This window comes from Candidatus Pseudomonas phytovorans, assembly GCA_029202525.1.
In the GTDB taxonomy this organism is placed as follows: domain Bacteria; phylum Pseudomonadota; class Gammaproteobacteria; order Pseudomonadales; family Pseudomonadaceae; genus Aquipseudomonas; species Aquipseudomonas phytovorans.
The window spans coordinates 5575012-5599053 of the sequence record CP119325.1 but is presented as its reverse complement, the minus strand read 5'-3'; the positions used below and the strand labels follow the sequence as shown (position 1 = coordinate 5599053).

Genomic DNA, 24042 nt, shown 5'->3' with positions numbered 1-24042 from the left:
AAGGAGTACTGCCATGCAGCATCGACGTAACCGTCAGCACGGTTTCACCCTCATGGAAATCATGGTGGTGATCTTCATCATCGGGCTGCTGATCGCCGTGGTCGCGCCCAGCGTGCTGGGCAACCAGGACAAGGCCATGAAGCAGAAGGTGATGGCCGACCTGGCCACCCTGGAGCAGGCACTGGATATGTACCGGTTGGACAACCTGCGCTTTCCCAGCAGCGAACAGGGCCTGGCCGCACTGGTGAAAAAGCCCAGCCAGGAACCGCTGCCACGAGCCTGGCGCAGTGACGGCTATGTGCGTCGCCTGCCGGAAGACCCGTGGGGCACCCCGTACCAGTACCGCATGCCCGGTGAGCATGGCCGGGTTGATGTGTACTCGCTGGGTGCCGATGGCCAGCCGGGCGGCGAAGGTCAGGATGCCGACCTGGGTAACTGGGCGCTTTAACGGTGCGCCGTCAGCGGGGCTTCAGCCTGATCGAGTTGCTGGTGGTGCTGGCCATCGCCGGCCTGATGACCGGCCTGGCGGTGGCCGGGCTTGGCAGCAGCCAGGCCGGTGTCGATCAGGCGCTGCAACGCCTGGCCAGCGAAACAAGGGCCCAGGCGGCGCTGGCCCGGCATGCCGGGCAACTGCGTGGGCTGCGCTGGAATGGCCAACGCCCGGAGTTCGTGCGGCGAGAGGGGAATGTCTGGGTGGTCGAAGCGGTCGGGCCTGGCGACTGGCCCAAGGGCCTGCACCCGGACTGGCCCGCCAACCCTCAGCCGCAGTTGCTGTTCACCCCGCATGGCTGGGCGCAGCCGGGCAGCGTGCGCTGGCGCTGGGCCGATGGCAGCCAGCAATGGGCCTGGGGCCGCGACGGCCGCTTGCAGGTGGCGGTTGCGCCATGAAGCACCGTCAGCGTGGCTTCACCTTGCTGGAGGTAACCGTGGCCCTGGCCATCGCCGCCGTGCTGGCGGTGATCACCAGCCAGGTCCTGCGCCAGCGCCTGGCTGTGCAGCACAACCTGCAACAACACCGCCTTGGTCTGCTGTGTGCCCGTGAACTGCAAACACGCTTCGCCGTCGAGCAATTCTGGCCTGCGGCCAATCAGGTGAACGGTGAATTGAGCCAGGGTGGTCAGTTGTGCCATTGGCAATTGCAACTGCGCCGTACTGGCGTGCGCGACCTGCGCCGTGGCGAACTGCAAATGTTCGCCGACCGCGACCAGTGGGTGCCACTGGGGCAGTACACCGTGTTTCTGGAGCGCCCATGACTGACAGAAATCGTGAGGCTTGCACGATACCTGTGGGAGCGGGCATGCCGATGCGTCGAACCGCCGCGAATCAGACGACTCGGTGGATGGCACCGGCTATGCCGGTGTTCGCGGGCGCGCCCGCTCCCACAGGGGGCAGTGTCTCCAGCAGCAGAGAGTACGGCCCATGAAAAACCGCCAGGCAGGCCTGACCCTGATCGAACTGATGGTCGCCCTGGCCCTGACTGTCTTGCTCGGCATCATGCTCGCTGCGTTGGTCAATGGCTGGCTGAAAGTGCGTGAGCGCCTGCAGGTGAGCACTCAGGAAACCTCCGTGCTGGACTTCTGCCTGGCCCTTGAGCGGCGTTTCGACAGCCCGGTGCTGCGCCGCGTCTACGATCAGCGCCTGCCCTTGGCCAGCCGCTGGCTGGACTGGCAACCGGCAAGCAACCAATTGCAGTGGGTGGCCAGCACCGGCCTGCCGGAAGCCGAAGGGGGCTCGCGCCTGCAGCGTCAGCGTTTGCGCTTCGAGGCCCGTGAGCAGCGCCTGCTGCTTGAAAGCTCGGCCGACCTGTACGCCGCCGTTGCACCGCGCTGGGTGCAGCGTGAGCGGCTCGACCGGGTCGGCGCCATGAATATTCTTTACTACCAGGGCGGCCGCTGGCTGGCCTGGCCTTCTGACCAGCCTGCGCACCCCGGCCGTGGCGTGCGCCTGGAACTGCAGCGTGATGGAGCACCCTATGTCTGCACCTTCGCCCTCCCGTGGGGGCGCTCATGAAAACTGAATGGCGACGGCGTGCATCGGCCCAACCGTGGTTGTTACTGCGCCCGGGTGTGGTCTGGCACTGGGCGCTGGTGGAGGGCGGCATCGTGCAAAGCCAGGGGCAGGGTGAACCACCGGCCAACCTGCAAGGCCGGGTTGCCCTGATTCTGCCGGCCGAAGCCTGCAGCGTCTTCCACGTGCCCGCGCCACCCGGGCTCAAACGTGAGGAGTGGCCATTGTTGCTCGAAGACCACTTGCTACAGCCAGCAGACGAGGTGACCTGCGCCTGCCTGGCCCGTCAGCCCGGGCACCTTCGCTTGCTGGTGGTGGCGCGTCAGCAACTGGACGACTGGCGCGGGCAGTGTGCCGCGTGGGGATGGCAGGTAGAGCGCTGCTGGGCGGAGTTGCAGTTGCTGCCACGCCCTGACGCCGGCACCGCCTGGCAATGGCAGCGCACGCCTGGCATGTCCTTGTACAAAGGGCTGACCGAGGACGAACAGGAGCATTGGCTGGCGTGGCCGCAAGCACTCGGTGAGGCGCCGCAGCAACCGTGGGCACACCTGCAAAGCGTGCCGCTGAGTGGCGACTGGCCAGGCACGCTGGCGCCGCTCGACGCGATGCCCGGCTTGTTCGAGCCCACACGCAAGGCGCTTTCGTTGCCCGTCGTTTCACGCCCGCAGCAACGACTGCTGGCAGCCTGCCTGGTCCTGGCGGCTGTCTGGGGCGGGCTGTGGTTGAGCCAGCAATGGCGCCAGGCGCAACTCTGGCGCGCCCAGGTCATTGCCGTGACGGGCGAGCAGGCCAGTCCACGGCACGCCGCGCAGGCGCTCAAACGCCTGCGCGAAAGCGTGCTTCAACAGCAAGTACGCACCCGTCAGCTCGAAGATCTGCAGGCAGCATTGCAGGGCTGGCTGCATGATCACCCCGGTTTGCGCCTGCAAGCGGTGCGCTTCGATGGCCAGCGCTGGCACCTGCGGCTCGAGGGCGACGGTGCTGCGCCACCTTGGCAAGACATGGCCAACGCTGCCGGTGCTGCCGTACAGGTGCAAGACGGCGAAGTGGTCTTCGACTTGGGAGCCGCCGTATGACCCGGGACTGGATGCAGCGTCACCGGCTGACGTTCGCCTGGCTGCTGATTATTGGGTTGCTGACCTTTCTGGCCCTGCGCGAGGGCTTGGCGCAATGGCGCGAGCTCAGCCAGTGGCGGGGGCTGGCAGAACAAGCCGCCAGCCTGCAGGGCGGCCAGGGCTTGAGCCTGGAGCGTCTGAAGCAGTCGGCCGAGGCACGGCAGGTCGCACTGGCCGAGGTCGATGCGCAAGGCAAGGCCTGGCAACTGCGTGGCCAGGTGGCCGATGAGCGGGTGCTGCAAGGCTGGTTGCAGTCCTTGCAAGAAGAAGGCGTAACGCTGTTGCAATGGGGGCTGGAGCAGGACGGCAAGGCGTTGCGCTTCGACCTGATGGTGCAGCCATGAGCCGTAAAGGTGTGGCGTGGGTGCTGCTGGTTTTTGGCCTGACCTTGCTGGTTGAGCTCCCCGCCGCCTGGGTGGCTCGCGTGGCCGGTCTGCCAGTGCGTGATGCCACTGGCAGCGTGTGGCAGGGGCAAGCACAACAGTTGGGGCCAGTGGGGCCACTGCGCTGGTCGGTGCAGCCTTTGCGCTTGCAGGCGACGGCGCAGGTGGGCTTCCAGGGGCAGGCCTGGCAGTTGCGCGCCGAGGGCTGGCCGTGGAAGTGGAAGCTGGAGGCAAAGCCGATGGTTGCCCAGGCCACGCTGGTCACGGATTACCGCCTGGCTGGGCTGTGGCAGGGCGCGGTACGCATACAGGGAGCGGGGCGGCAGTGCCTGGGCAGTGAAGGCCGGGTAACGGTCAACGACCTGGCGTTCAGCGCGCCGTGGTCACTGGGCCTGGGGGAAGGCTGGCTGGAAATCGACTGCCGCAGTGGCTGGCGCCTGCGTGGCCAACTGGCGCAGCAGGGGCAGCATCAGCTGTCTGTGGATGCCGACCTGCCAGGACGGCAGGCCAAGGTGGTGTTCGAGCTGCAACCGGAGGCGGCGTTGACGCCCTTGTTGCGGGGCGCACAGTGGTTGGGGCCGCAGGCGTTGGTAGGGCAGAAGGAGCTGCGGTGGTAGTGTTTGCCGTGGCCCTTTCAGCGCCTGTGCGATCGAGCGCCGCCCGCGCGGCGCTTCGCGGGGCAAGCCCGCTCCCACATTTGTTGCAACGTGGCCATGCCTGTGGGAGAGGCGCTGTCAGCCTTGGTGGATGTCTTGAGACGTGTGGGGCGGCAGCAGCGACAGTCGGGAAATCAAGTCGGTCCCACAACGCTGGCAACCATGGCCTGACAGGCGTGGCACGTTGCAACAAATGTGGGAGCGGGCTTGCCCCGCGAAGCGCCGCGCGGGCGGCGCTCGATCTCACAGGCGCCATCACCGTCACGCCTTACGCTAGGGCCGAATCTCGATCAGCGTGCCATCGCGCACCAATTCCCACACTTCCTGCATGTCGCGGTTACGCATGGCAATGCACCCGTCGGTCCAGTCCAGGGTATGGAAGTACCACTCCGGGTACTCGTCGTTGAGCGGTGTGCCATGAATCATGATCATGCTGCCGGCACTCACCCCTTCGCGGGTGGCGCGGGCGGCGTCGCTGATGTTCGGGTAGTTGATGTGCATGGCCAGGTTGAAGCGGTCGCTCTGCTTGCGCCAGTCCAGCCAGTACAAACCCTCAGGGGTTTTCTTGTCGCCTTCACGTTCCTTGGCGCCCTTGGGCTGCTTGCCCAGGGAAATGCGGTAGGTTTTCAGCGGCTCGCCACGGCTGATCAGTTGCAGGCGGCGCTCGGACTTGATCACCAGCACCTTGTCGATCAGCGGTTGCATCGCCTGCTGCGAAGGCGACGGCGTTTGCGCTACCGGCACGGGCTTGCGGATGATGGTCTCGGTGAAGGCCGCCTGGGACACCGAGGTAACGCAAAGGCAGAAAAGGGCAAGCAACCAACGCATGTAACGGTATCCCTGAAGGCTTCTTCTAAGTAGAGGTCGAGGTCGAGACGTTCATCGGCGGCAGGTACTCATGGCCTATGGGGTAGTGCTGCCCGATGCGGTCGCGATAGTAGCATTCTAGTGTGCGTGTGACGGTGCGAAAAGCCAGCTCGCCCCACGGTATCTCATGTTGCTCGAACAACCGCACCTCAAGGCTTTCAACACCCACGGCAAAGTCCAGGTCCGCAAGTTCGGCGCGGAAGAACACATGCACCTGGTCGATGTGCGGCAAATCGAACAGCTGGTAAAGGCTCATCGGCCCGACCCGGGCGCAGGCCTCCTCGACAGTTTCGCGACGGGCGGCCTGGTCGAGGGTTTCGCCGTTTTCCATGAAGCCGGCGGGCAGGGTCCAGAAGCCGCGGCGTGGCTCGATGGCACGCCGGCACAGCAGCACCTGGCTGCCCCAGGTCGGCAGCACGCCCGCAACGATGTTTGGGTTCTGGTAATGGATGGTCTGGCAAGACTCGCAGACAAACCGCAGGCGGCTATCGCCTTCGGGAATCCGCTGAGTGACCGGCTGGCCACACGCGCTGCAGAATTTCATGTGAGGTTCCTTTTGTTCAAGGCTATCTTGGCGCGCCGGCAGGGCCGCCGCAAGCGCAGGGGCTTGGGTGCTTCGCGGCTTTGGTGCATCATGCAAGGCAGGCCTTGGATACGAGCGTGCGCAATGCTGGACGAGCTACTTCGCCGAATGAGCAACCACCAACCCGCATCACTGGAAACCGACCGGCGGTTCCCTGAAGCGGCGGTCCTTTTGCCCATTACCCGCAGCGAAGCGCCCGAACTGGTTCTGACCTTACGTGCCCAGGGCCTGTCTACCCATGGTGGCGAAGTGGCCTTTCCCGGTGGCCGACGCGACCCGGAAGACCCGGACCTGGTGTTCACCGCCCTGCGCGAAGCCGAAGAAGAAATCGGCCTGCCACCTGGGCTGGTGGAAGTAGTAGGCCCGCTCAGCCCGCTGATTTCGCTGCATGGCCTTAAAGTGACGCCATTCGTCGGGCTTATTCCCGACTTCGTCGAATACCGCGCCAACGATGCCGAAATCGCGGCAGTATTCACCGTGCCGCTGGAATTCTTCCGCCAGGACCCGCGTGATCATACCCACCGTATCGATTATCAGGGGCGCAGTTGGTACGTGCCCAGCTACCGCTATGGCGAATACAAGATCTGGGGGTTGTCGGCGATCATGATCGTCGAACTGGTCAACGTGCTGTTTGATGCCGGCATCAGCTTGCACCAGCCCCCTGAGCGTTACATCGAAATCTGAGCGGGGCCCACCCCGCCGTTTGCGTTCCAGCCTGAGGAGCATGCATGAAATACCGCCTGGGCGACCTGCGGGTCGAAAACCACCCCACCAGTTGGGCCGCACCCAATGCCACGCTGATCGGCAACGTACGCCTGCAGGCCAATGCCAGCGTGTGGTTTGGCGCAGTGTTGCGCGGCGATAACGAGCTGATCGATATCGGCGAAGGCAGCAACGTGCAGGATGGCACGGTGATGCACACCGACATGGGCTCACCACTGACCTTGGGCAAGGGCGTGACCGTTGGCCACAACGCCATGCTGCATGGGTGCACGGTGGGCGACTACAGCCTGGTGGGTATCAATGCGGTGATCCTCAACGGCGCACGCATTGGCAAGCACTGCATCATCGGCGCCAATGCGCTGATCGCCGAGGGCAAGGAAATCCCCGACGGCTCGCTGGTAATGGGCTCACCCGGCAAGGTAGTGCGTGAACTGACCGAGCAGCAGAAGCGCATGCTTGAAGCCAGTGCTGCACATTACGTGCACAATGCCCAGCGTTATGCCCAGGAGCTGGTGGTTGATGATGAGTAATGTCGTAGAGCGGCCGGTGGCCTCGCCGTGTGTGAGCATCTGCGCGCTGGACGAGCAGGATATCTGCACGGGCTGCCAGCGCACCGTGGCGGAGATTGGTCGCTGGGGGCGGATGGACAATGACGAGCGCCGCGCGGTGCTCAAGCTTTGCCATGAAAGGGCAGTAGAAGCCGGCCTCATTCTGCAGGCCTGACACGAATCCTGTGGGAGCGGGCGTGCCCGCGAAGCTGCCACCGCGGTATATGGCACCGGCTTCGCCGGTGTTCGCGGGCTCGCCCGCTCCCACAGGTACGGTGTCAGCCTTCAGGGCTACACAACAACCGTGGGCGCGGCGGGTCGCAGCCGCGCTTTACCCGCGAACAACCCAACGGTAACCTGTACGGCTTGCCCACAGACTACCCGCCATGTTCTATCTGATTGCCTATATAAGCAGCGTAGTGCTGATCAACTACGCCTTTTCCAGTGCCCCGCATCTGGACATCATCTGGTCCGCCTGGGGTGGCCTGGTGTTCATCCTGCGCGACATGGTGCAGACCCGCTTCGGCCACGGTGCCCTGGTCGCCATGCTGGTGGCGTTGGTGCTGTCCTATGTCACCTCGGAGCCGGCCATCGCCCTGGCCAGCGCCACCGCGTTCTTCATTTCCGAGCTGATCGACTGGCTGGTGTTCAGCATCACCCGCCGGCCGCTGCGCGACCGGCTGTGGCTCAGCTCGGCGCTGAGCATCCCGGTGGATACCTTCATCTTTTTCGGCATGATCGGCGCCCTGACCCCGGCGGTGATCGGCACCGCCATGGCGTCGAAGTTCGCCGGTGTCACTGCCGTGTGGCTGGCCATGGCATTTCGCGCCCGACGGGCTGCCGTCGCCGGTTGATGGTGTAGAATAGTGGTCCTTTTTCAGCGGGCGGCGCACAGCCTGGCGCGGCCCCGGACGCCTTCGAGGACCTGAAATGACCCGTATCGGAACCCCCTTGTCGCCCACCGCGACCCGTGTACTGCTGTGCGGCTGTGGCGAGTTGGGCAAGGAAGTGGTGATCGAGCTGCAGCGCCTGGGCGTCGAAGTGATCGCCGTCGACCGCTACGCCAATGCCCCGGCCATGCAGGTGGCGCATCGCAGCCACGTGGTCAACATGCTCGATGGCGTTGCCCTGCGCGCGGTGATCGAGGCCGAGAAGCCGCACTATATCGTCCCGGAAATCGAAGCCATCGCCACCGCCACCCTGGTCGAGCTGGAAAACGAAGGTTTCAACGTGGTGCCGACAGCCCGCGCCACGCAGCTGACCATGAACCGTGAAGGTATCCGCCGCCTGGCTGCTGAAGAGCTGGACTTGCCGACCTCGCCGTACCACTTTGCCGACACCTATGAAGACTACGCCAAGGCCGTGGCCGATGTCGGTTACCCATGCGTGGTCAAGCCGGTGATGAGTTCGTCGGGCAAAGGCCAGAGCCTGCTGCGCAGCGACGCCGACCTGCAGAAGTCGTGGGACTACGCCCAGGAAGGCGGCCGCGCCGGCAAGGGCCGGGTGATCGTCGAGGGCTTCATCGATTTCGAATACGAAATCACCCTGCTGACCGTGCGCCACGTCGGCGGCACCACCTTCCTGGAGCCGGTTGGCCACCGCCAGGAGAAGGGCGACTATCAGGAGTCGTGGCAGCCGCAGGCCATGAGCCCGAAAGCGCTGGCCGAGTCGCAGCGCGTGGCCAAGGCAGTCACCGATGCCCTTGGCGGTCGCGGCCTGTTTGGCGTGGAGTTGTTCGTGAAGGGCGACCAAGTGTGGTTCAGCGAAGTGTCGCCGCGCCCGCATGATACTGGCCTGGTCACCTTGATTTCCCAGGACCTGTCGCAGTTCGCCCTGCATGCCCGCGCCATTCTCGGCCTGCCGATTCCGGTGGTACGTCAGTTTGGCCCGTCGGCGTCGGCGGTGATCTTGCCGGAAGGCCAGTCGCAGCAGACCAGCTTCGCCAACCTTGGCGCGGCACTGAGCGAGCCGGATACTGCCATCCGCCTGTTCGGCAAGCCGGAAATCAATGGCACACGCCGTATGGGCGTGTGCCTGGCGCGTGATGAGTCGGTTGAAGCGGCGCGGGCCAAGGCTACCCGCGCTTCGCAGGCGGTCAAGGTCGAGTTCTGATCCGAGACCGTACGGGGCCGCGTTGCGGCCCATTCGCGGGACAAGCCCGCTCCCACAGATAAATCACCATGCCTGAGGCCTGTGATAATCCTGTGGGAGCGGGCTTGTCCCGCGAATGGGCTGCAAAGCAGCCCCCTGTTCACTCAAAGTGCGGTATTGCGGGTTTCTTTCAGGCACAGCACAGCAATCAGGCTGATCACCGCCGCCGCCGACACATATCCCCCCACCCAGCTCAACCCGCCCATGCTCACCAGCTTCTGGGCAAAGAACGGTGCCGCCGAGGCCCCGACAATCCCGCCCAGGTTGTACGCCGCCGAAGCCCCGGTATAACGCACGTGCGTCGGGAACAGTTCAGGCAGCAGTGCCCCCATCGGCGCAAAGGTCACACCCATCAGGAACAACTCGATAGCCAGGAACAGCGCCACGCCAGTGGTCGAGCCCGAAGTCAGCAGCGGTTCCATGGTAAAGCCCGAAGCCACCGCCAGCACACCGCCGACGATCAGCACTGGCTTGCGCCCGTAGCGGTCGCTGAGCCAGGCCGACAGCGGTGTGGCCAAGGCCATGAACACCACCGCGAAGCACAGCAGGCCAAGGAACGTCTCGCGGCTGTAGCCCAGTGTGGTCACGCCGTAGCTCAGCGAGAACACGGTTGAGATGTAGAACAGCGCATAGCACACCACCATCGCCGCGGCGCCCAGCAAGGTTGGCCGCCAGTGGCTGGCGAACAGTTCCACCACCGGCATTTTCACGCGCTCCTGGCGGGCAACGGCCTTGGCGAACACTGGGCTTTCTTCAAGCTTCAGGCGCACATAAAGGCCCACCAGCACCAGCGCCGCGCTGAGCAGGAACGGAATACGCCAGCCCCATTCGCGGAACTGCTCGTCGCTCAAGGTAAGGGCCAGGGTCAGGAACAGGCCGTTGGCAGCCAGGAACCCAATCGAAGGGCCCAGTTGCGGGAACATGCCGAACCAGGCGCGCTTGCCTTCCGGGGCGTTCTCGGTAGCCAGCAACGCTGCGCCACCCCATTCACCACCCAGGCCCAGGCCTTGGCCAAAGCGCAGCAGGCAAAGGATGATCGGCGCCCAGACGCCAATGCTCTCATAGCCCGGCAAAACGCCGATGGCCGTGGTGGAAACACCCATTAGCAGCAGCGAGGCCACCAGGGTCGACTTGCGGCCGATGCGGTCGCCAAAGTGGCCGAACAACGCCGAACCCAGTGGGCGAGCGAGGAAGGCGATGCCGAAGGTGAGGAAGGCCGCCAGCATTTGCGCGGTACCCGACCCGGACGGAAAGAACACCGGGCCAATCACCAGGGCAGCGGCGGTGGCGTAGACGTAGAAATCATAGAACTCGATGGCGGTGCCGATGAAGCTGGCAGTGGCTACCCGCGCAGGCGAGTTGACCGGTGCGGCAGGCGCTTCGGCATAGGTGCTGCTGGTTGTCATTAAGTAGGTCCCTAACAGTCTGGTCCAGCTCCATGGGCATGGCCCGCGACGGCGTGCTGAGCAAAGGGCAGGCACGGTTGAGCGGACGCCGGAGCGTTTTGTTGTTGTGTGCGCCCGACTGACGATAGCCCAAGGGGGGTAGGGGCGGGGCGGGCACTGTTCGGGGTGTTGAAGCAGGACCGCAGGGCGTGTCAGTGGAGCGGACTGGCCGTGGAACGCCGGGTGCGGGTAGCAGGCGTGGCGGCGGGGCTGGGTAAGCGTGACCCGAGTATAGCTAAGCTCTATACGAAAAGCCTTGATACTTGTTCATGCTGCGTTGAAAGCAGCCTCGGAATGCTCATGTACTCCAGTACACTCCGCTTCCTCGGCTGTTTTCGCCTTGCCTGACCTGCGTCTCAAGGCTTTTCGTACAGAGCTTATCGGGTCACGGTCCACACCAGTACCTTGCTGGCACAATTGTCCTCCGTTTCGAGGATTTCCAGGCGATAGCGGCCGATCTTCAGGCAAACGGCGCTTTCCGGGATGCTTTCCAGCGCTTCGGTCACCAACCCGTTGAGGGTTTTTGGCCCGCCGTCGCAGGGCAGGTGCCAGCCCAGGCTACGGTTGATTTCGCGCAGCGAAGCGTTGCCGTCGATGACAAAGGTGCCATCGGGCTGCGGGTGTACGTGGGGGTTTTCCAGGCTCTGTTCGTCCTCGAACTCGCCAACGATCTCTTCGAGGATATCTTCCAGGGTGACGATGCCCTGCACCTCGCCGTACTCGTCCACCACCACACCCAGCCGGCGCTGTTGCTTGTGGAAGTTCAGCAACTGCATTTGCAGGGGGGTGCTTTCCGGGACGAAATAGGGTTCGTAGCAGGCGCCGTGCAGTGCTTCCAGCGTCAGCTCGGCCTTGGGTAGCAGGTGGCTGATCAGCTTGGTGTTGAGGATTGCTTCAACCTGGTTGATGTCGTTGTGGTAGACCGGCAGGCGCGTGTGGCGGCTGACGATCAACTGCTCGATGATGCGTTCGATCGGCTCGTCGAGGTTGATGCCGTCCACTTCGTTGCGCGGGACCAGGATGTCGTTGACCGTGACCTTGTCCAGCGACTGCAGGCCGTCGAGCAGGCCGTGGCGGGCGGTTTCGTGCTCCTCGTCTTCGTCAAAGTCGTCGGCTTCCTGCGGGTGCAGGGCGACGGCCGTGGGCTGCACGCGGAACGGGCGCAGCAGCAGCTTGGCAAAACCGTCCAGCAGGCAGGCCGGCGGCTGCAGCAGGGCAAGGGGCACTTTCAGCAGGCTTGTACCGAGACTGACGCAAGCTTGCGGGTTACGCCGGGCCAAGCGCCGTGGCAGGTACTCGGCAAACACCAGCAAGGTGAAGGTGGCGGCCAGCCCTGCGAGCCAAAAGCCGTGTTCGCCGCTATGGCGCTGGCCCACCAGGCAGGCCAGCCCCAGTACCAGCAGCTTGCCCAGGCTGGCACACAGCACCAGGGCCTGTGCCGGGAGCACGGGGTTGCCGTCCTCGTGAGCGCGCAGCGTGCCATTGAGCTGCAGGCGGGCGGCATCCACCGTGGTAAACAGCGCCGACCACAGCAGCGCCAGTGCCAGGGTGCCGAATAACGGTGCGTACGGCAGTGTGTCCATGAGCGGCCGTCAGATATGCAGGATGAATTCGCGAACCAGCTTGCTGCCGAAATAGGCCAGCATCAGCAGGCAGAAACCGGCCAGCGTCCAGCGTATGGCCTTGTGGCCGCGCCAGCCCAGGCGGGTGCGGCCCCACAGCAGCACGCTGAACACCACCCAGGCGATACAGGCCAGCAAGGTCTTGTGTACCAGGTGCTGGGCAAACAGGTTGTCGAGGAACAGCCAGCCAGAGATCAGCGACAGCGACAACAGGCACCAGCCGGCCCAGAGGAAGCCGAACAGCAGGCTTTCCATGGTTTGCAGGGGCGGGAAGTTACGGATCAGCCCGGACGGGTGCTTGTTCTTCAGCTGGCGGTCTTGCAACAGCAACAGCAGCGACTGGAACACCGCGATGGTGAACAGCCCGTACGCCAGGATCGACAGCAGGATATGCGCGAGGATGCCCGGCTCTTCGTTGATCAGCGGTACGGTGCCAGGCGGCGCGAACTGCGCCAGCAGCGCGGTGACCGCACCCAGCGGGAAGAGCAGCACCAGCAGGTTTTCTACCGGTATGCGCAGGCTGGCCAGCAGGGTCAGGGTGATCACGGCCACGGCGATCAGGCTGGCGGCGCTGAAGAAGTCCAGGCTCAGGCCCAGCGGGGTGATCAGCTGGAAGTACAGCGCGCCGGCCTGGGCGAGCACCGCCACGGCACCCAGCAGAACAAGCAGGCGCTTGTCGGACTTGCGGCCCTGGGCCAGGTGCGAGCCCTGGTAGATGGCCGCAGCTATATATAGGCCGGCAGCGATCAGGTTGGGGATGAGGCTGGGAGAGGAGACCATAAGTCCTGGTTGGCGAGCCTTAAAGAGACGGAGTTTGGCATAGATTCCGCTGATCAAGGAAGACTGAAGGCTTGTGTCAGGGCATTCGCGGGCACGCCCGCTCCCACAGGTGCATCACAGGTCCGGAGCAGGGTGAAGATCCTGTGGGAGCGGGCGTGCCCGCGAAGAGGCCGGCACAGCCACCGAATATCCCCCAGGCCACCACCAAGGTGTGCGCCGCCGCCGCACTTCGCTATAATCGCCGCCTTGCTGTGCCCGGCGGGTGTGTATTTCCCCCAGGGTGCCTGACAAACCTCGGCTTTTACTGGGCCTGAAAGGATCACCATGTTCGAAAACCTGACCGACCGCCTGTCACAGACGCTGCGCCATGTCACCGGCAAGGCCAAGCTGACCGAAGACAATATCAAGGACACGCTGCGCGAAGTGCGCATGGCCCTGCTTGAGGCCGACGTTGCCCTGCCGGTGGTCAAGGATTTCGTCAACAGCGTCAAGGAACGTGCGGTCGGCACCGAAGTGTCGCGCAGCCTGACCCCGGGCCAGGCGTTCGTGAAGATCGTCCAGGCCGAGCTGGAAAGCCTGATGGGCGCGGCCAACGAAGACCTCGCGCTGAATGCTGCGCCGCCTGCCGTGGTGCTGATGGCCGGCCTGCAAGGCGCCGGTAAGACCACCACCGCCGGCAAGCTGGCGCGCTTCCTTAAAGAGCGCAAGAAAAAGAGCGTGATGGTGGTGTCTGCCGACGTCTACCGTCCGGCGGCGATCAAACAGCTGGAAACCCTGGCCAACGACATCGGCGTCACCTTCTTCCCGTCCGACATCAGCCAGAAACCGGTGGCCATTGCCGAAGCGGCCATTCGCGAAGCCAAGCTGAAGTTCATCGATGTGGTGATCGTCGACACCGCCGGTCGTCTGCACATCGACACCGACATGATGGACGAGATCAAAGCGCTGCACGCTGCGGTCAAGCCGATCGAAACCCTGTTCGTGGTCGACGCCATGACCGGCCAGGACGCCGCCAACACCGCCAAGGCCTTTGGCGAGGCCCTGCCGCTGACCGGCGTGGTGCTGACCAAGGTTGACGGTGATGCCCGTGGCGGTGCTGCGCTGTCGGTGCGTGCCATCACCGGCAAACCGATCAAGTTCATCGGTATGGGTGAGAAGACCGAGGCCCTTGAGCCGTTCCACCCCGACCGCGTCGCTTCGCGCATCCTCGGCATGGGTGACGTGCTCAGCCTGATCGAGCAGGCCGAGCAGACCATCGACAAGGCCAAGGCCGACAAGCTGGCCAAGAAGCTGAAGAAGGGCAAGGGCTTCGACCTTGAAGACTTCCGCGACCAGCTGCAGCAAATGAAGAACATGGGCGGCCTGGGCGGCCTGATGGACAAGCTGCCGAGCATCGGCGGGGTCAACCTGTCGCAGATGGGCAACGCTCAGGGTGCGGCCGAGAAGCAGTTCAAGCAGATGGAAGCGATCATCAATTCCATGACCCCGGCCGAGCGCCGCGACCCTGACCTGATCAGCGGTTCGCGCAAGCGCCGTATCGCCCTGGGTTCCGGTACCCAGGTGCAGGACATCGGCCGGTTGATCAAGCAGCACAAGCAAATGCAGAAGATGATGAAGAAATTCTCTGCCAAAGGCGGCATGGCCAAGATGATGCGCGGCCTTGGCGGCATGATGCCCGGCGGCGGCATGCCCAAGCTGTAAACAGACTCAGGTCAGTGGCGGCAACCTCGCCGCTGACCGGAACCCGCTTCGGCGGGAACACCGCCGCCTCTATGAGGCGGCTTAATAGCAGATCAGCAGGCTGGCCTTTTTATCTGAAATAAAAAGGCATTTGCAAATGTCCGTATATTCCTTGAGAATATGCGGCCTTTCGGGCACCCGTGTGCCCGCTGTGCCTCATGATTTGCAGCACCGACTACAGGAACGATGTTCAATGCTTACCATTCGTCTTGCCCGTGGCGGCTCCAAAAAGCGCCCGTTTTACCAACTGACCGTAACCGACTCGCGTAACCCGCGTGACGGCTCCCACATCGAACAGGTTGGCTTCTTCAACCCGGTCGCCCGTGGTCAGGAAGTTCGTCTGTCCGTTAAACAAGACCGTGTTGCTCACTGGCTGAGCATCGGTGCACAGCCGTCTGAGCGTGTTGCTCAGCTGCTGAAGGAAGCTGCCAAGGCTGCTGCCTGAATAGTATGAACGCGACGCCAGAAAAGGCTGACGACCTCATCGTCGTTGGCAAGATTTTTTCGGTTCACGGCGTTCGCGGCGAGGTGAAGGTGTATTCCTTTACCGATCCGGTTGAAAACCTGTTGGATTATCCACGCTGGACGCTTCGGCATGAAGGCAAGGTAAAGCAGGTCGAGCTGGTCAGCGGTCGTGGCTCCCCAAAGGGCCTGGTCGTGAAGCTGAAAGGCCTCGAGGATCGTGATGAAGCCCGTCTTCTGAGCGGTTACGAAATCTGCATTGCGCGGAGCCTTTTGCCCAACCTGGCAGCAGATGAGTACTACTGGTACCAGTTGCAGGGCCTGAAGGTCATCAACCAGGACGAACAACTGTTCGGCAAGGTCGATCACCTGTTGGAGACCGGTGCGAACGATGTAATGGTGGTCAAGCCCTGCGCAGGCAGCCTGGATGATCGCGAGCGTCTGTTGCCCTATACGGCGCAATGCGTGCTCAACATCGACCTGGAAGCAGGCGTGATGCGGGTTGAATGGGACGCGGACTTCTAAACGATGGGTAACCTTCGCGTAGACGTCATCACGTTGTTCCCCGAGATGTTCTCGGCCATCACGGAGTACGGCATTACCAGCCGCGCGGTGAAACAGGGGTTGCTTCAGGTAACTTGCTGGAACCCGCGGGACTACACCACAGATCGTCACCATACGGTAGATGATCGGCCGTTTGGCGGTGGTCCGGGGATGGTGATGAAAATCAAGCCTCTGGAAGATGCGCTGGCCAGTGCCAGGCAAGCGACCGGAGCAACGGCAAAGGTAATCTACCTTTCGCCACAAGGCCGCAAGCTGGATCAGCAAGCGGTCAAAGGCTTGGCCGAACAGGAATCTTTGATCCTGATCGCCGGCCGTTATGAAGGCATTGACGAGCGTTTTATTGATGCTTATGTCGATGAAGAGTGGTCGATTGGCGACTATGTGCTTTCCGGTGGTGAGCTACCGGCCATGGTACTGATCGATGCGGTTACACGGCTGCTGCCCGGAGCTTTAGGGCATGTAGGCTCGGCGGAGGAAGATTCCTTCACCGATGGCTTGCTGGATTGCCCGCACTACACCCGACCTGAGGTGTATGCGGATCAGCGTGTTCCCGACGTGTTGCTAAGTGGCAACCATGCACATATCCGGCGATGGCGGATGAAGCAGTCCCTTGGTAGGACCTTCGAACGACGCGCCGATCTTCTGGAAAGTCGCTCACTTTCTGGAGAAGAGAAAAAGCTGCTCGAGGAATACCTCCGCGAGCGGAACGATAGTTAACGTATCGATGGTGGATCACGTTTGTCCACCTTAGGAGCACAGCATGACTAACAAAATCATCCAGCAGCTCGAAGCAGAGCAGATGAGCAAGGAAATCCCTACCTTCGCACCAGGCGACACCGTTGTCGTACAGGTTAAAGTGAAGGAAGGTGAGCGTTCCCGTCTGCAGGCGTTCGAAGGCGTTGTTATCGCCAAGCGTAACCGCGGTCTGAACAGCGCCTTCACCGTGCGCAAGATCTCGAGCGGCGTTGGTGTTGAGCGTACCTTCCAGACCTACAGCCCGCAAATCGACAGCCTGGCCGTGAAACGTCGTGGTGACGTGCGTAAAGCCAAGCTGTACTACCTGCGCGACCTGTCCGGCAAAGCCGCTCGCATCAAGGAAAAACTGTCCTGAGTACAGTTTGCCCGGTGGCCCAGGCCGCCTAGCGAGAAAAAAGCAGCCTTCGGGCTGCTTTTTTGCGTTTTGAACCTTCCAAAGGTGTGATTGCCATGACTACCCGAGACCAGGAAATCCAGCGCCGTACCGAGCTGTCGGTGACCCGCGTGACCAAGGCGGTATTCCCCAATACCACCAACCACCACAACACCCTGTTTGGCGGCACTGCCCTGGCCTGGATGGACGAAGTGTCGTTTATCGCCGCCACGCGCTTCTGCCGCCTGTCGCTGGTGACCGTGTCCACCGACCGCATCGACTTCAAGCACCCGATCCCGGCGGGTTCGATCGTCGAGCTGGTGGGTTCGGTGGTCAAGGTCGGCAACACCAGCTTGCAGGTACAGGTGGATGTGTTTGTCGAGAACATGTACCTGGACGGCCGTGAGCGGGCGATTCATGGGGTGTTCAGCTTTGTCGCCATCGACGAGGACAAGCGCCCGGTGCCCGTGTTGCCCCAGGCTTGATGTTTCCTGCGCTGGCCTCTTCGCGGGCACGCCCGCTCCCACAGGTACTGCACAGCATTCAGATTCTGTGGAGAACCCTGTGGGAGCGGGCGTGCCCGCGAAAGGGCCGGTACAGACAACCTGTGAGCTGCTGTGAAACACTAGCCCCACCTACAACACCCAGCAGCCCAGAATGCCCGCCCTAGACCACCCCCTGATCGACCAGTTCCTCGACGCCCTGTGGCTGGAAAAAGGCCTGTCCGACAACACCCGCGTGTCCTATCGCAGCGACCTGGCTTTGTTCAACGGTTGGCTGCAGGAGCACTCGGTCAGCCTGCCCGACGCCGGCCGCGATCTGATCCTCGACCACCTCGCCTGGCGCCTCGATCAAGGCTACAAGCCACGTTCCACGGCACGCTTTCTGTCGGGCCTGCGCGGTTTTTTCCGCTACCTGCTGCGGGAAAAGCTGGTGGCGATCGACCCGACCCTGCAAGTCGACATGCCGCAACTGGGTAAGCCACTGCCCAAGTCGCTGTCCGAAGCCGACGTCGAAGCCTTGCTGCAAGCCCCGGACCTGGGTGAAGCCATCGGCCAGCGCGACCGCGCCATGCTCGAAGTACTATACGCCTGTGGCCTGCGTGTAACCGAGCTGGTCAGCCTGACCCTTGACCAGGTCAACCTGCGCCAGGGTGTGGTGCGGGTAATGGGCAAAGGCAGCAAGGAGCGCCTGGTGCCCATGGGGGAAGAAGCGGTTGTGTGGCTGGAGCGCTACCAGCGCGATGGCCGTGCCGAACTGCTCAATGGCCGCCCCAGCGACGTGCTGTTCCCCAGTCAGCGCGGCGAGCAGATGACCCGCCAGACCTTCTGGCACCGCATCAAGCACTATGCGCGCGTTGCCGGCATCGACAAAGCGCTGTCGCCGCACACCTTGCGCCATGCCTTCGCTACCCACCTGCTCAACCACGGCGCCGACCTGCGCGTGGTGCAGATGCTGCTTGGCCACAGCGACCTGTCGACCACCCAGATCTACACCCACGTTGCCAAGGCCCGCCTGCAGCAGTTGCACGCACAGCACCACCCGCGTGGATGAATGTTTTTCATGTTCCGCCGACTGGTCCTTGCCAGCCCCTTCACCAGGGGTGCGATGTGGTAGGCTTGGGCGGTTTGCACCAAGGGCCGCACGGCCACCGCGTATTTTTCGCAGGTGGCGCCCCCCGGCCCCTGTCCGCCTTCAGGAGTTCCCATGCGCGTGACCCAGTTTTTCGCCGCCGCCGCGTTGGCGTTGGCCAGTACTTTTGCCGTTGCTGCGGCAACCGACAGCAATGCCGGTGCCGAGCAGGCCATCCGTAAATCGTTGCAAAACCTTGAGCTGGACGTGCCCGTCGAAAGCGTGGCCAGCAGCCCGCTGAACGGCCTGTATGAAGTCAAGCTGCAGGGCGGCCGCGTGCTGTACGCCAGCGCCGACGGCCAGTTCGTGATGCAGGGCTACCTGTTCCAGATCCAGGACGGCAAGCCGGTCAACCTCACCGAAAAAACCGAGCGCCAAGGCGTCGCCAAGCTCATCAACGGCATTCCAGCCGCCGAGATGGTGGTTTATCCTGCCAAGGGCGAGACCAAGTCGCACATCACCGTGTTCACCGACACCACCTGCCCGTACTGCCACAAGCTGCACGCCGAAGTGCCCGAACTGAACCGCCGCGGTATCGAAGTGCGCTATGTCGCCTTCCCGCGCCAGGGGCTCGGCTCGCCGGGTGACCAGCAGTTGCAGGCGGTGTGGTGCTCCAGCGATCGCCGTGGGGCGATGGACAAGATGGTCGAAGGTGAAGAGATCAAGGCCGCCAAGTGCGCCAACCCGGTCGGCAAGCAGTTCCAGCTGGGCCAGTCGATCGGCGTCAATGGCACGCCGGCCATCGTGCTTGAAAGCGGCCAGGTGATTCCGGGCTACCAGCCGGCACCGCAGGTCGCCAAGCTGGCACTTGCCAAGTAATCCAATTCAGTACGCCGTCGTCATGGGGTGACGGCATGTTTCACGGTCGGCGAAGGTGTCGGCCGTTCAATGGGGAGTTCACAGTGAAACCGGTCAAAGTAGGCATCTGTGGGTTGGGGACCGTCGGTGGCGGAACCTTCAATGTACTTCAGCGCAACGCCGAGGAGATTGCCCGTCGTGCCGGGCGCGGTATTGAAGTGGCACAGATCGCCATGCGCTCGCAGAACCCGAACTGCCAGATTACCGGTACCCCCATTACCGCTGACGTGTTCGAAGTTGCGAGCAACCCGGAGATCGATATTGTCATCGAGCTGATCGGTGGCTACACCATCGCCCGCGACCTGGTGCTCAAGGCCATCGAAAACGGCAAGCACGTGGTCACCGCCAACAAGGCGCTGATTGCCGTGCACGGTAACGAAATCTTTGCCAAGGCCCGCGAGAAGGGCGTGATCGTCGCCTTCGAAGCGGCCGTGGCGGGTGGCATCCCGGTGATCAAGGCCATCCGCGAAGGCCTGTCGGCCAACCGCATCAACTGGCTGGCCGGCATCATCAACGGCACCGGCAACTTCATCCTCACCGAAATGCGTGAGAAGGGCCGTGCCTTCCCGGACGTGCTCGCCGAAGCCCAGGCGCTGGGCTACGCCGAAGCCGACCCGACCTTCGACGTCGAGGGCATCGACGCCGCGCACAAGCTGACCATCCTGGCTTCGATCGCTTTCGGCATTCCGCTGCAGTTCGACAAGGCCTACACCGAAGGCATCACCCAGCTGACCACTGCTGACGTGAACTATGCCGAGGCCCTGGGCTACCGCATCAAGCACCTGGGCGTGGCGCGTCGCACCGCTGAAGGCATCGAGTTGCGGGTGCACCCGACGCTGATCCCGGCCGACCGCCTGATCGCCAACGTCAACGGTGTGATGAACGCCGTGATGGTCAACGGTGACGCCGCCGGTTCCACCCTGTACTACGGCGCGGGTGCCGGCATGGAGCCTACCGCTTCGTCGGTGGTTGGCGACCTGGTCGACGTGGTCCGTGCGATGACTTCCGACCCGGAAAACCGCGTGCCGCACCTGGCCTTCCAGCCAGACTCGCTGTCGGCCCACCCGATCTTGCCGATCGAAGCCTGCGAAAGCGCCTATTACCTGCGCATCCAGGCCAAGGATCACCCGGGCGTACTGGCCCAGGTGGCCAGCATCCTGTCGGAGCGTGGCATCAACATCGAGTCGATCATGCAGAAGGAAGCCGAGGAACAGGACGGCCTGGTGCCGATGATTCTCCTGACCCATGGCGTGGTCGAGCAGAGCATCAACGACGCCATCGTCGCCCTGGAAGCCCTGCAGGACGTGATTGGCAAGGTTGTGCGTATCCGCGTCGAGCAGCTCAACTAACAAAATTTGTGCCGTCGGGCCGCCAGCGCGGCCCCGGCCTCAGCATCGAAGGTTTGCACCCATGCGCTATATCAGTACCCGCGGCCAGGCACCGGCCCTGAATTTCGAAGACGTGCTGCTGGCTGGCCTGGCCAGCGACGGCGGCCTGTACGTGCCGGAAAACCTGCCACGTTTCACCCAGGAAGAAATCGCCTCGTGGGCTGGCCTGCCTTATCACGAGCTGGCCTTCCGTGTGATGCGCCCGTTTGTTGACGGCAGCATCGCCGACGCCGACTTCAAGAAGATCCTTGAAGAAACCTATGGCGAGTTCGCCCACGCGGCGGTCGCTCCGCTGCGCCAGCTGAACAGCAATGAATGGGTGCTGGAGCTGTTCCACGGCCCGACCCTGGCGTTCAAGGACTTTGCCCTGCAACTGCTCGGCCGCCTGCTCGATCACGTACTGGCCAAGCGCAACGAGCGCGTGGTGATTGTCGGCGCCACCAGTGGTGACACCGGTTCCGCCGCCATCGAAGGCTGCCGTCGCTGCGACAACGTCGACATCTTCATCCTGCACCCGCACCAGCGTGTGTCGGAAGTGCAGCGCCGCCAGATGACCACCATTTTCGGTGACAACATCCACAACATCGCCATCGAAGGCAACTTCGACGACTGCCAGGAGATGGTCAAGGCCAGCTTCGCCGACCAGTCGTTCCTCAAGGGCACCCGCCTGGTAGCCGTCAACTCGATCAACTGGGCGCGGATCATGGCCCAGATCGTTTACTACTTCCACGCAGCCCTGCAGCTGGGTGGGCCGGCGCGCTCGGTGGCGTTCTCGGTACCGACCGGCAACTTCGGCGACATCTTCGCCGGTTACCTGGCGCGCAACATGGGCTTGCCGATCAGCCAGCTGATCGTTGCCACCAACCGTAACGACATCCTGCACCGGTTCATGAGCGGCAACCAGTACGTCAAGGACACCCTGCACGCGACCCTGTCGCCGTCGATGGACATCATGGTCTCGTCCAACTTCGAGCGCCTGCTGTTCGACCTGCATGGCCGCAACGGTGGCGCGATTGCCGAGCTGATGGCCAACTTCAAGCAAGGTGGCGGCTTCAGCGTCGATCAAGACCGCTGGACCGAAGCGCGCAAGCTGTTCGACTCGCTGGCAGTAAGCGACGAGCAGACCTGCGAGACTATTGCCGAAGTCTTCGCTGCCACCGGTGAAGTGCTCGACCCGCACACCGCGATCGGCGTCAAGGCCGCCCGCGAGTGCCGCCGTAGCCTGGACACGCCGATGGTGGTGCTGGGGACTGCGCACCCGGTCAAGTTCCCGGAAGCGGTGGAAAAGGCAGGTGTAGGCAAGGCGCTCGAACTGCCGGCGCACCTCAGCGACCTGTTCAGCCGTGAAGAGCGTTGCACGGTGCTGGCCAATGACCTGAAAGCTGTTCAAGGCTTTGTCAGCCAGCACGGTAACCGCGGCAAGCCGCTGTAAGGATTGCTATGGCCTGGGGCTGCAACGCGGCCCCAAGGTCTCGGGAATTTTCCGCAACATTTTCAGAAACATCCTATTCAGGCAGCCCTGCGCAAGGCCTAGATTTGCCGATCCTCCCACCAGGAGCGGCTCATGTACCAGACCTCCGTGCTGATCCACCAGGCTCGCCCATCGCACCAGATCCTCCTGCATCAAGCCCTCAACGCGCAGGGCATCTTCGACGTGCGCATCAGTGCAGACAGCACTGAGCTCGATGCCCTCCACAGTGTTGAGCGTCGCCCTGACTTGCTGATCCTCGACCACGCCATGCCCACTCGGGCCGGCCTTGCCTTACTCGCCCGGCAGCCCAGGGCCCGGGCCCTGTTGTTTGTTGGCCAGGCCACTCCCAAACGCCACAACCTCGCTCACGAGGCGAGAAAGAAAGGCCTGTGGGTGCTCGCCGAGTTGCCCTGGCCACTGTCGATGCCCCGCCTGCAGCATGTCCTGCACGCATTGCAGGTGCGAGCGGGCCCGCGTATTCAAACTGTCATGTCAGCCCCGCATGCTCACTGAACCAGGCGCGGTGTGACGAACTTTCCGCTGCGCTTGCTGGTCAGTTCCTTTATATCCCACCACGCAGCGAGTGACCCGGATGGAAAGAATCTGCAGCCTGCTCAACGATGCCCTGACCCCTTATCAGACCCACCTCGGCATCGCCGATGCCAGCGGTAATCGCCAACTGACCGTTCATGATCGCCTCGCCGGGGTTACCTTGCGGCGCATGGTCAGCGAGCGCCAGTTGCAAGAGCAACGCCTGTTGATCGACTTGGTGGATGGCTTGCACCGTGACCTGCAGATAGCCGAGGGACGTTTGCAGCCCTGTGTGATCGCGGCATTGCAACAGCGCCAGCAACCGCAGGGAACCTTTGCCTGATTGGCCTATCAGACACAGTAAGGCAGCCAGCCAGTGCTTTGCTCCGGTGCTGGCAAGGCTGCCACGGGAAGCCCCCAAAGGGCTTTCGCTTGGCCCCGGGCGTCCTCCCCAGCGTTCCGGGGTTTCTTTTTTCCGAGTGCTGCAAAGGCCCGCGTATGCCGCAGCTATTGCGCTTCGAAGAAGCGCTTGCTCTCTTCCAGGTAATCTTCCCGCAGCGCCGGGTCCAGCCACCGCGCGTACAACCCGGGTAGCACCTCCCGGCGCAGCGCCGGCAGCAACTGGTCAATATGCGCCACCGCAGCGCGCCCCAGCTCGCTGTCCGAACACCCCACGTGCAGAAACTGATAACGCTCCACCCCCTGTACAGGATGAAATTGGTAGTTAGCCAGTGACTCGCCTTGCTGCTGGATCAGGTAGCGCACTTCAGGCCAGTATCCGAGCACCATGCGCAAGCGCCCCAGTTGCTGCATCTGCAGCAGGTTGGCAGTGGCGTCGTTGCCGTAGTGGCGGCTTAGCGAAGTGGCGGGCAACTGGCTGAGGATGGCATCGATCTGCGTGCCGTAGCTGCGCTCGGCGACAATCCCCAGCTTCAGCGGGGTCTGGCTCAGCAGGCCATGCAGGTCCACCTCCTGGCCGTCAAGGTAGGGCGCCACCAACGCCTGGTTTTCCTTGCGCAGCACCAGGCCGCCGCTGAGCACGCCCAGCGATGGCATGGAAAACCGTACATATTCGGCGCGTTGTGGGGTCCACAGCAGGGTTGGGTCGCAGGTGAAACTGTTGCGGTCTTGCAGCATCTGGATGCCGCGGGCGCGGTTGACTCGCACGATGCTGTGGTCGTACTCGGGCATTTGCTCGATCAGCAGGGGCAACAGCTGGTCGATCACCCCTTGGCCTTTTTCAGGGCCTTCGAAAATAGTGAACGGCGGCAGTTCACGCAACAGCCAGAAGAGATGTTCTTTGGCGCTGGCAGGCTGCAGCAGCAATGCGGGCAATAGCCCGCACAGCAGGGCCAAATGGCGTAGGCCGCGGGCCGCGCGCATGAAT

General features: G+C 63.1%; 30 protein-coding genes. 24 read left to right on the top strand and 6 right to left on the bottom strand.

The annotated features are described in order from the left end of the window. The first annotated feature begins 13 nt into the window (after nt 1-13). The 7 genes from gspG to P0Y58_24715 all read left to right on the top strand — a co-directional run bounded on the left by gspG (nt 14) and on the right by P0Y58_24715 (nt 4122). Nucleotides 14-448 (top strand): type II secretion system major pseudopilin GspG, encoded by a 435-nt coding sequence (gene gspG, locus P0Y58_24745; protein ID WEK30061.1) that lies wholly within the window; start codon nt 14-16, stop codon nt 446-448. 2 nt (nt 449-450) lie between these two features. Next, the gene (gene gspH, locus P0Y58_24740; protein ID WEK30060.1) at nt 451-888 is read left to right on the top strand and encodes a type II secretion system minor pseudopilin GspH; all 438 of its coding nucleotides are present in this window, start codon (nt 451-453) and stop codon (nt 886-888) included. Next, nucleotides 885-1253, top strand: a complete 369-nt coding sequence (locus P0Y58_24735) for a type II secretion system protein GspI (protein ID WEK30059.1) — start codon at nt 885-887, stop codon at nt 1251-1253. The genes gspH and P0Y58_24735 overlap by 4 nt, the downstream gene beginning before the upstream one ends. Before the next feature lie 166 nt (nt 1254-1419). Further along, the gene (locus P0Y58_24730; GenBank protein WEK30058.1) at nt 1420-2010 is read left to right on the top strand and encodes a prepilin-type N-terminal cleavage/methylation domain-containing protein; all 591 of its coding nucleotides are present in this window, start codon (nt 1420-1422) and stop codon (nt 2008-2010) included. Next, nucleotides 2007-3083, top strand: coding sequence for a type II secretion system protein GspL (gene gspL, locus P0Y58_24725; GenBank protein ID WEK30057.1), 1077 nt, complete (start codon nt 2007-2009; stop codon nt 3081-3083). Before P0Y58_24730 ends, gspL begins: the two co-directional genes overlap by 4 nt. After that, nucleotides 3080-3466 (top strand): type II secretion system protein GspM, encoded by a 387-nt coding sequence (gspM, locus tag P0Y58_24720; protein ID WEK30056.1) that lies wholly within the window; start codon nt 3080-3082, stop codon nt 3464-3466. The genes gspL and gspM overlap by 4 nt, the downstream gene beginning before the upstream one ends. Next, nucleotides 3463-4122, top strand: a complete 660-nt coding sequence (locus tag P0Y58_24715) for a general secretion pathway protein GspN (protein WEK30055.1) — start codon at nt 3463-3465, stop codon at nt 4120-4122. Before gspM ends, P0Y58_24715 begins: the two co-directional genes overlap by 4 nt. A 312-nt stretch (nt 4123-4434) precedes the next feature. Here the strand turns inward: P0Y58_24715 and P0Y58_24710 are convergent, their stop codons facing one another. Both P0Y58_24710 and P0Y58_24705 read right to left on the bottom strand, forming a co-directional pair. Then, a complete protein-coding gene (locus tag P0Y58_24710) occupies nt 4435-4989 on the bottom strand; it encodes a L,D-transpeptidase family protein (GenBank protein ID WEK30054.1) in 555 nt (184 codons plus the stop codon). Nucleotides 4990-5014: 25 nt separating this feature from the next. Continuing rightward, nucleotides 5015-5572, bottom strand: a complete 558-nt coding sequence (locus tag P0Y58_24705; protein ID WEK30053.1) for an NUDIX hydrolase — start codon at nt 5570-5572, stop codon at nt 5015-5017. A 123-nt stretch (nt 5573-5695) separates the two neighbouring features. On the opposite strand from P0Y58_24705, the gene P0Y58_24700 reads away from it, so the two are divergent. The 5 genes from P0Y58_24700 (at nt 5696) to purT (ending at nt 8994) form a co-directional block, all read left to right on the top strand. Continuing rightward, complete coding sequence (locus P0Y58_24700; protein WEK30052.1) at nt 5696-6295, top strand: CoA pyrophosphatase; 600 nt, start codon at nt 5696-5698, stop codon at nt 6293-6295. Nucleotides 6296-6339: 44 nt separating this feature from the next. Next, entirely contained in the window at nt 6340-6864 is a 525-nt protein-coding gene (locus P0Y58_24695) for a gamma carbonic anhydrase family protein (protein ID WEK30051.1), read from the top strand. Continuing rightward, nucleotides 6854-7057, top strand: a complete 204-nt coding sequence (locus P0Y58_24690) for a DUF1289 domain-containing protein (protein ID WEK30050.1) — start codon at nt 6854-6856, stop codon at nt 7055-7057. Before P0Y58_24695 ends, P0Y58_24690 begins: the two co-directional genes overlap by 11 nt. Before the next feature lie 211 nt (nt 7058-7268). Then, on the top strand, nt 7269-7736 hold the full coding sequence (locus P0Y58_24685; GenBank protein WEK30049.1) for a VUT family protein: 468 nt from the start codon (nt 7269-7271) through the stop codon (nt 7734-7736). A gap of 76 nt (nt 7737-7812) precedes the next feature. Then, nucleotides 7813-8994 (top strand): formate-dependent phosphoribosylglycinamide formyltransferase, encoded by a 1182-nt coding sequence (purT, locus tag P0Y58_24680; protein ID WEK30048.1) that lies wholly within the window; start codon nt 7813-7815, stop codon nt 8992-8994. 143 nt (nt 8995-9137) lie between these two features. On the opposite strand, the gene P0Y58_24675 is transcribed toward purT, so the two are convergent. The 3 genes from P0Y58_24675 to P0Y58_24665 form a co-directional block, all read right to left on the bottom strand. After that, complete coding sequence (locus tag P0Y58_24675) at nt 9138-10439, bottom strand: MFS transporter (protein WEK30047.1); 1302 nt, start codon at nt 10437-10439, stop codon at nt 9138-9140. Between the two features lie 416 nt (nt 10440-10855). Beyond that, nucleotides 10856-12061 (bottom strand): transporter associated domain-containing protein, encoded by a 1206-nt coding sequence (locus tag P0Y58_24670; protein WEK30046.1) that lies wholly within the window; start codon nt 12059-12061, stop codon nt 10856-10858. A 9-nt stretch (nt 12062-12070) separates the two neighbouring features. After that, nucleotides 12071-12880, bottom strand: a complete 810-nt coding sequence (locus P0Y58_24665; protein WEK30045.1) for an inner membrane protein YpjD — start codon at nt 12878-12880, stop codon at nt 12071-12073. Nucleotides 12881-13204: 324 nt separating this feature from the next. Between P0Y58_24665 and ffh the strand changes: the two genes are divergently transcribed. From ffh to P0Y58_24605, 12 genes are all read left to right on the top strand, one after another. Then, the gene (ffh, locus tag P0Y58_24660; GenBank protein WEK30044.1) at nt 13205-14581 is read left to right on the top strand and encodes a signal recognition particle protein; all 1377 of its coding nucleotides are present in this window, start codon (nt 13205-13207) and stop codon (nt 14579-14581) included. A 232-nt stretch (nt 14582-14813) separates the two neighbouring features. Further along, the gene (gene rpsP / locus P0Y58_24655) at nt 14814-15065 is read left to right on the top strand and encodes a 30S ribosomal protein S16 (GenBank protein ID WEK30043.1); all 252 of its coding nucleotides are present in this window, start codon (nt 14814-14816) and stop codon (nt 15063-15065) included. Between the two features lie 5 nt (nt 15066-15070). Further along, entirely contained in the window at nt 15071-15607 is a 537-nt protein-coding gene (gene rimM, locus P0Y58_24650) for a ribosome maturation factor RimM (GenBank protein ID WEK30042.1), read from the top strand. A 3-nt stretch (nt 15608-15610) separates the two neighbouring features. Then, complete coding sequence (gene trmD / locus P0Y58_24645; GenBank protein WEK30041.1) at nt 15611-16363, top strand: tRNA (guanosine(37)-N1)-methyltransferase TrmD; 753 nt, start codon at nt 15611-15613, stop codon at nt 16361-16363. Between the two features lie 43 nt (nt 16364-16406). After that, nucleotides 16407-16757 carry a 50S ribosomal protein L19 gene (gene rplS / locus P0Y58_24640; protein WEK30040.1) on the top strand — a complete coding sequence of 117 codons (351 nt, stop codon included), beginning with the start codon at nt 16407-16409 and terminating at the stop codon, nt 16755-16757. Nucleotides 16758-16852: 95 nt separating this feature from the next. Next, nucleotides 16853-17260 (top strand): acyl-CoA thioesterase, encoded by a 408-nt coding sequence (locus P0Y58_24635; protein WEK30039.1) that lies wholly within the window; start codon nt 16853-16855, stop codon nt 17258-17260. A gap of 172 nt (nt 17261-17432) precedes the next feature. Next, nucleotides 17433-18329: a site-specific tyrosine recombinase XerD gene (gene xerD, locus P0Y58_24630; GenBank protein ID WEK30038.1), complete on the top strand. Its 897-nt coding sequence runs from the start codon at nt 17433-17435 to the stop codon at nt 18327-18329. Nucleotides 18330-18482: 153 nt separating this feature from the next. Next, nucleotides 18483-19226, top strand: coding sequence for a thioredoxin fold domain-containing protein (locus tag P0Y58_24625; protein WEK30037.1), 744 nt, complete (start codon nt 18483-18485; stop codon nt 19224-19226). A gap of 83 nt (nt 19227-19309) precedes the next feature. Next, complete coding sequence (locus P0Y58_24620) at nt 19310-20614, top strand: homoserine dehydrogenase (protein WEK30036.1); 1305 nt, start codon at nt 19310-19312, stop codon at nt 20612-20614. A gap of 61 nt (nt 20615-20675) precedes the next feature. After that, nucleotides 20676-22085, top strand: coding sequence for a threonine synthase (gene thrC / locus P0Y58_24615; protein ID WEK30035.1), 1410 nt, complete (start codon nt 20676-20678; stop codon nt 22083-22085). Between the two features lie 132 nt (nt 22086-22217). Next, nucleotides 22218-22637: a histidine kinase gene (locus tag P0Y58_24610; GenBank protein WEK30034.1), complete on the top strand. Its 420-nt coding sequence runs from the start codon at nt 22218-22220 to the stop codon at nt 22635-22637. Nucleotides 22638-22716: 79 nt separating this feature from the next. Further along, a complete protein-coding gene (locus P0Y58_24605) occupies nt 22717-22998 on the top strand; it encodes a DUF3509 domain-containing protein (protein ID WEK30033.1) in 282 nt (93 codons plus the stop codon). Nucleotides 22999-23162: 164 nt separating this feature from the next. Here the strand turns inward: P0Y58_24605 and P0Y58_24600 are convergent, their stop codons facing one another. Beyond that, nucleotides 23163-24038 carry a TIGR02285 family protein gene (locus P0Y58_24600; protein ID WEK30032.1) on the bottom strand — a complete coding sequence of 292 codons (876 nt, stop codon included), beginning with the start codon at nt 24036-24038 and terminating at the stop codon, nt 23163-23165. Nucleotides 24039-24042 lie beyond the last annotated feature (4 nt).

Bases quoted from the DNA above. Each gene is read 5' to 3' on its own strand.
- gspG (WEK30061.1), top strand. From the start codon at position 14: ATGCAGCATCGACGTAACCGTCAGCACGGTTTCACCCTCATGGAAATC.
- P0Y58_24735 (WEK30059.1), top strand. From the start codon at position 885: ATGAAGCACCGTCAGCGTGGCTTCACCTTGCTGGAGGTAACCGTGGCC.
- P0Y58_24730 (WEK30058.1), top strand. From the start codon at position 1,420: ATGAAAAACCGCCAGGCAGGCCTGACCCTGATCGAACTGATGGTCGCC.
- gspL (WEK30057.1), top strand. From the start codon at position 2,007: ATGAAAACTGAATGGCGACGGCGTGCATCGGCCCAACCGTGGTTGTTA.
- gspM (WEK30056.1), top strand. From the start codon at position 3,080: ATGACCCGGGACTGGATGCAGCGTCACCGGCTGACGTTCGCCTGGCTG.
- P0Y58_24715 (WEK30055.1), top strand. From the start codon at position 3,463: ATGAGCCGTAAAGGTGTGGCGTGGGTGCTGCTGGTTTTTGGCCTGACC.
- P0Y58_24710 (WEK30054.1), bottom strand. From the start codon at position 4,989: ATGCGTTGGTTGCTTGCCCTTTTCTGCCTTTGCGTTACCTCGGTGTCC.
- P0Y58_24705 (WEK30053.1), bottom strand. From the start codon at position 5,572: ATGAAATTCTGCAGCGCGTGTGGCCAGCCGGTCACTCAGCGGATTCCC.
- P0Y58_24700 (WEK30052.1), top strand. From the start codon at position 5,696: ATGCTGGACGAGCTACTTCGCCGAATGAGCAACCACCAACCCGCATCA.
- P0Y58_24695 (WEK30051.1), top strand. From the start codon at position 6,340: ATGAAATACCGCCTGGGCGACCTGCGGGTCGAAAACCACCCCACCAGT.
- P0Y58_24690 (WEK30050.1), top strand. From the start codon at position 6,854: ATGATGAGTAATGTCGTAGAGCGGCCGGTGGCCTCGCCGTGTGTGAGC.
- P0Y58_24685 (WEK30049.1), top strand. From the start codon at position 7,269: ATGTTCTATCTGATTGCCTATATAAGCAGCGTAGTGCTGATCAACTAC.
- purT (WEK30048.1), top strand. From the start codon at position 7,813: ATGACCCGTATCGGAACCCCCTTGTCGCCCACCGCGACCCGTGTACTG.
- P0Y58_24675 (WEK30047.1), bottom strand. From the start codon at position 10,439: ATGACAACCAGCAGCACCTATGCCGAAGCGCCTGCCGCACCGGTCAAC.
- P0Y58_24670 (WEK30046.1), bottom strand. From the start codon at position 12,061: ATGGACACACTGCCGTACGCACCGTTATTCGGCACCCTGGCACTGGCG.
- P0Y58_24665 (WEK30045.1), bottom strand. From the start codon at position 12,880: ATGGTCTCCTCTCCCAGCCTCATCCCCAACCTGATCGCTGCCGGCCTA.
- ffh (WEK30044.1), top strand. From the start codon at position 13,205: ATGTTCGAAAACCTGACCGACCGCCTGTCACAGACGCTGCGCCATGTC.
- rpsP (WEK30043.1), top strand. From the start codon at position 14,814: ATGCTTACCATTCGTCTTGCCCGTGGCGGCTCCAAAAAGCGCCCGTTT.
- rimM (WEK30042.1), top strand. From the start codon at position 15,071: ATGAACGCGACGCCAGAAAAGGCTGACGACCTCATCGTCGTTGGCAAG.
- trmD (WEK30041.1), top strand. From the start codon at position 15,611: ATGGGTAACCTTCGCGTAGACGTCATCACGTTGTTCCCCGAGATGTTC.
- rplS (WEK30040.1), top strand. From the start codon at position 16,407: ATGACTAACAAAATCATCCAGCAGCTCGAAGCAGAGCAGATGAGCAAG.
- P0Y58_24635 (WEK30039.1), top strand. From the start codon at position 16,853: ATGACTACCCGAGACCAGGAAATCCAGCGCCGTACCGAGCTGTCGGTG.
- xerD (WEK30038.1), top strand. From the start codon at position 17,433: ATGCCCGCCCTAGACCACCCCCTGATCGACCAGTTCCTCGACGCCCTG.
- P0Y58_24625 (WEK30037.1), top strand. From the start codon at position 18,483: ATGCGCGTGACCCAGTTTTTCGCCGCCGCCGCGTTGGCGTTGGCCAGT.
- thrC (WEK30035.1), top strand. From the start codon at position 20,676: ATGCGCTATATCAGTACCCGCGGCCAGGCACCGGCCCTGAATTTCGAA.
- P0Y58_24610 (WEK30034.1), top strand. From the start codon at position 22,218: ATGTACCAGACCTCCGTGCTGATCCACCAGGCTCGCCCATCGCACCAG.
- P0Y58_24605 (WEK30033.1), top strand. From the start codon at position 22,717: ATGGAAAGAATCTGCAGCCTGCTCAACGATGCCCTGACCCCTTATCAG.
- P0Y58_24600 (WEK30032.1), bottom strand. From the start codon at position 24,038: ATGCGCGCGGCCCGCGGCCTACGCCATTTGGCCCTGCTGTGCGGGCTA.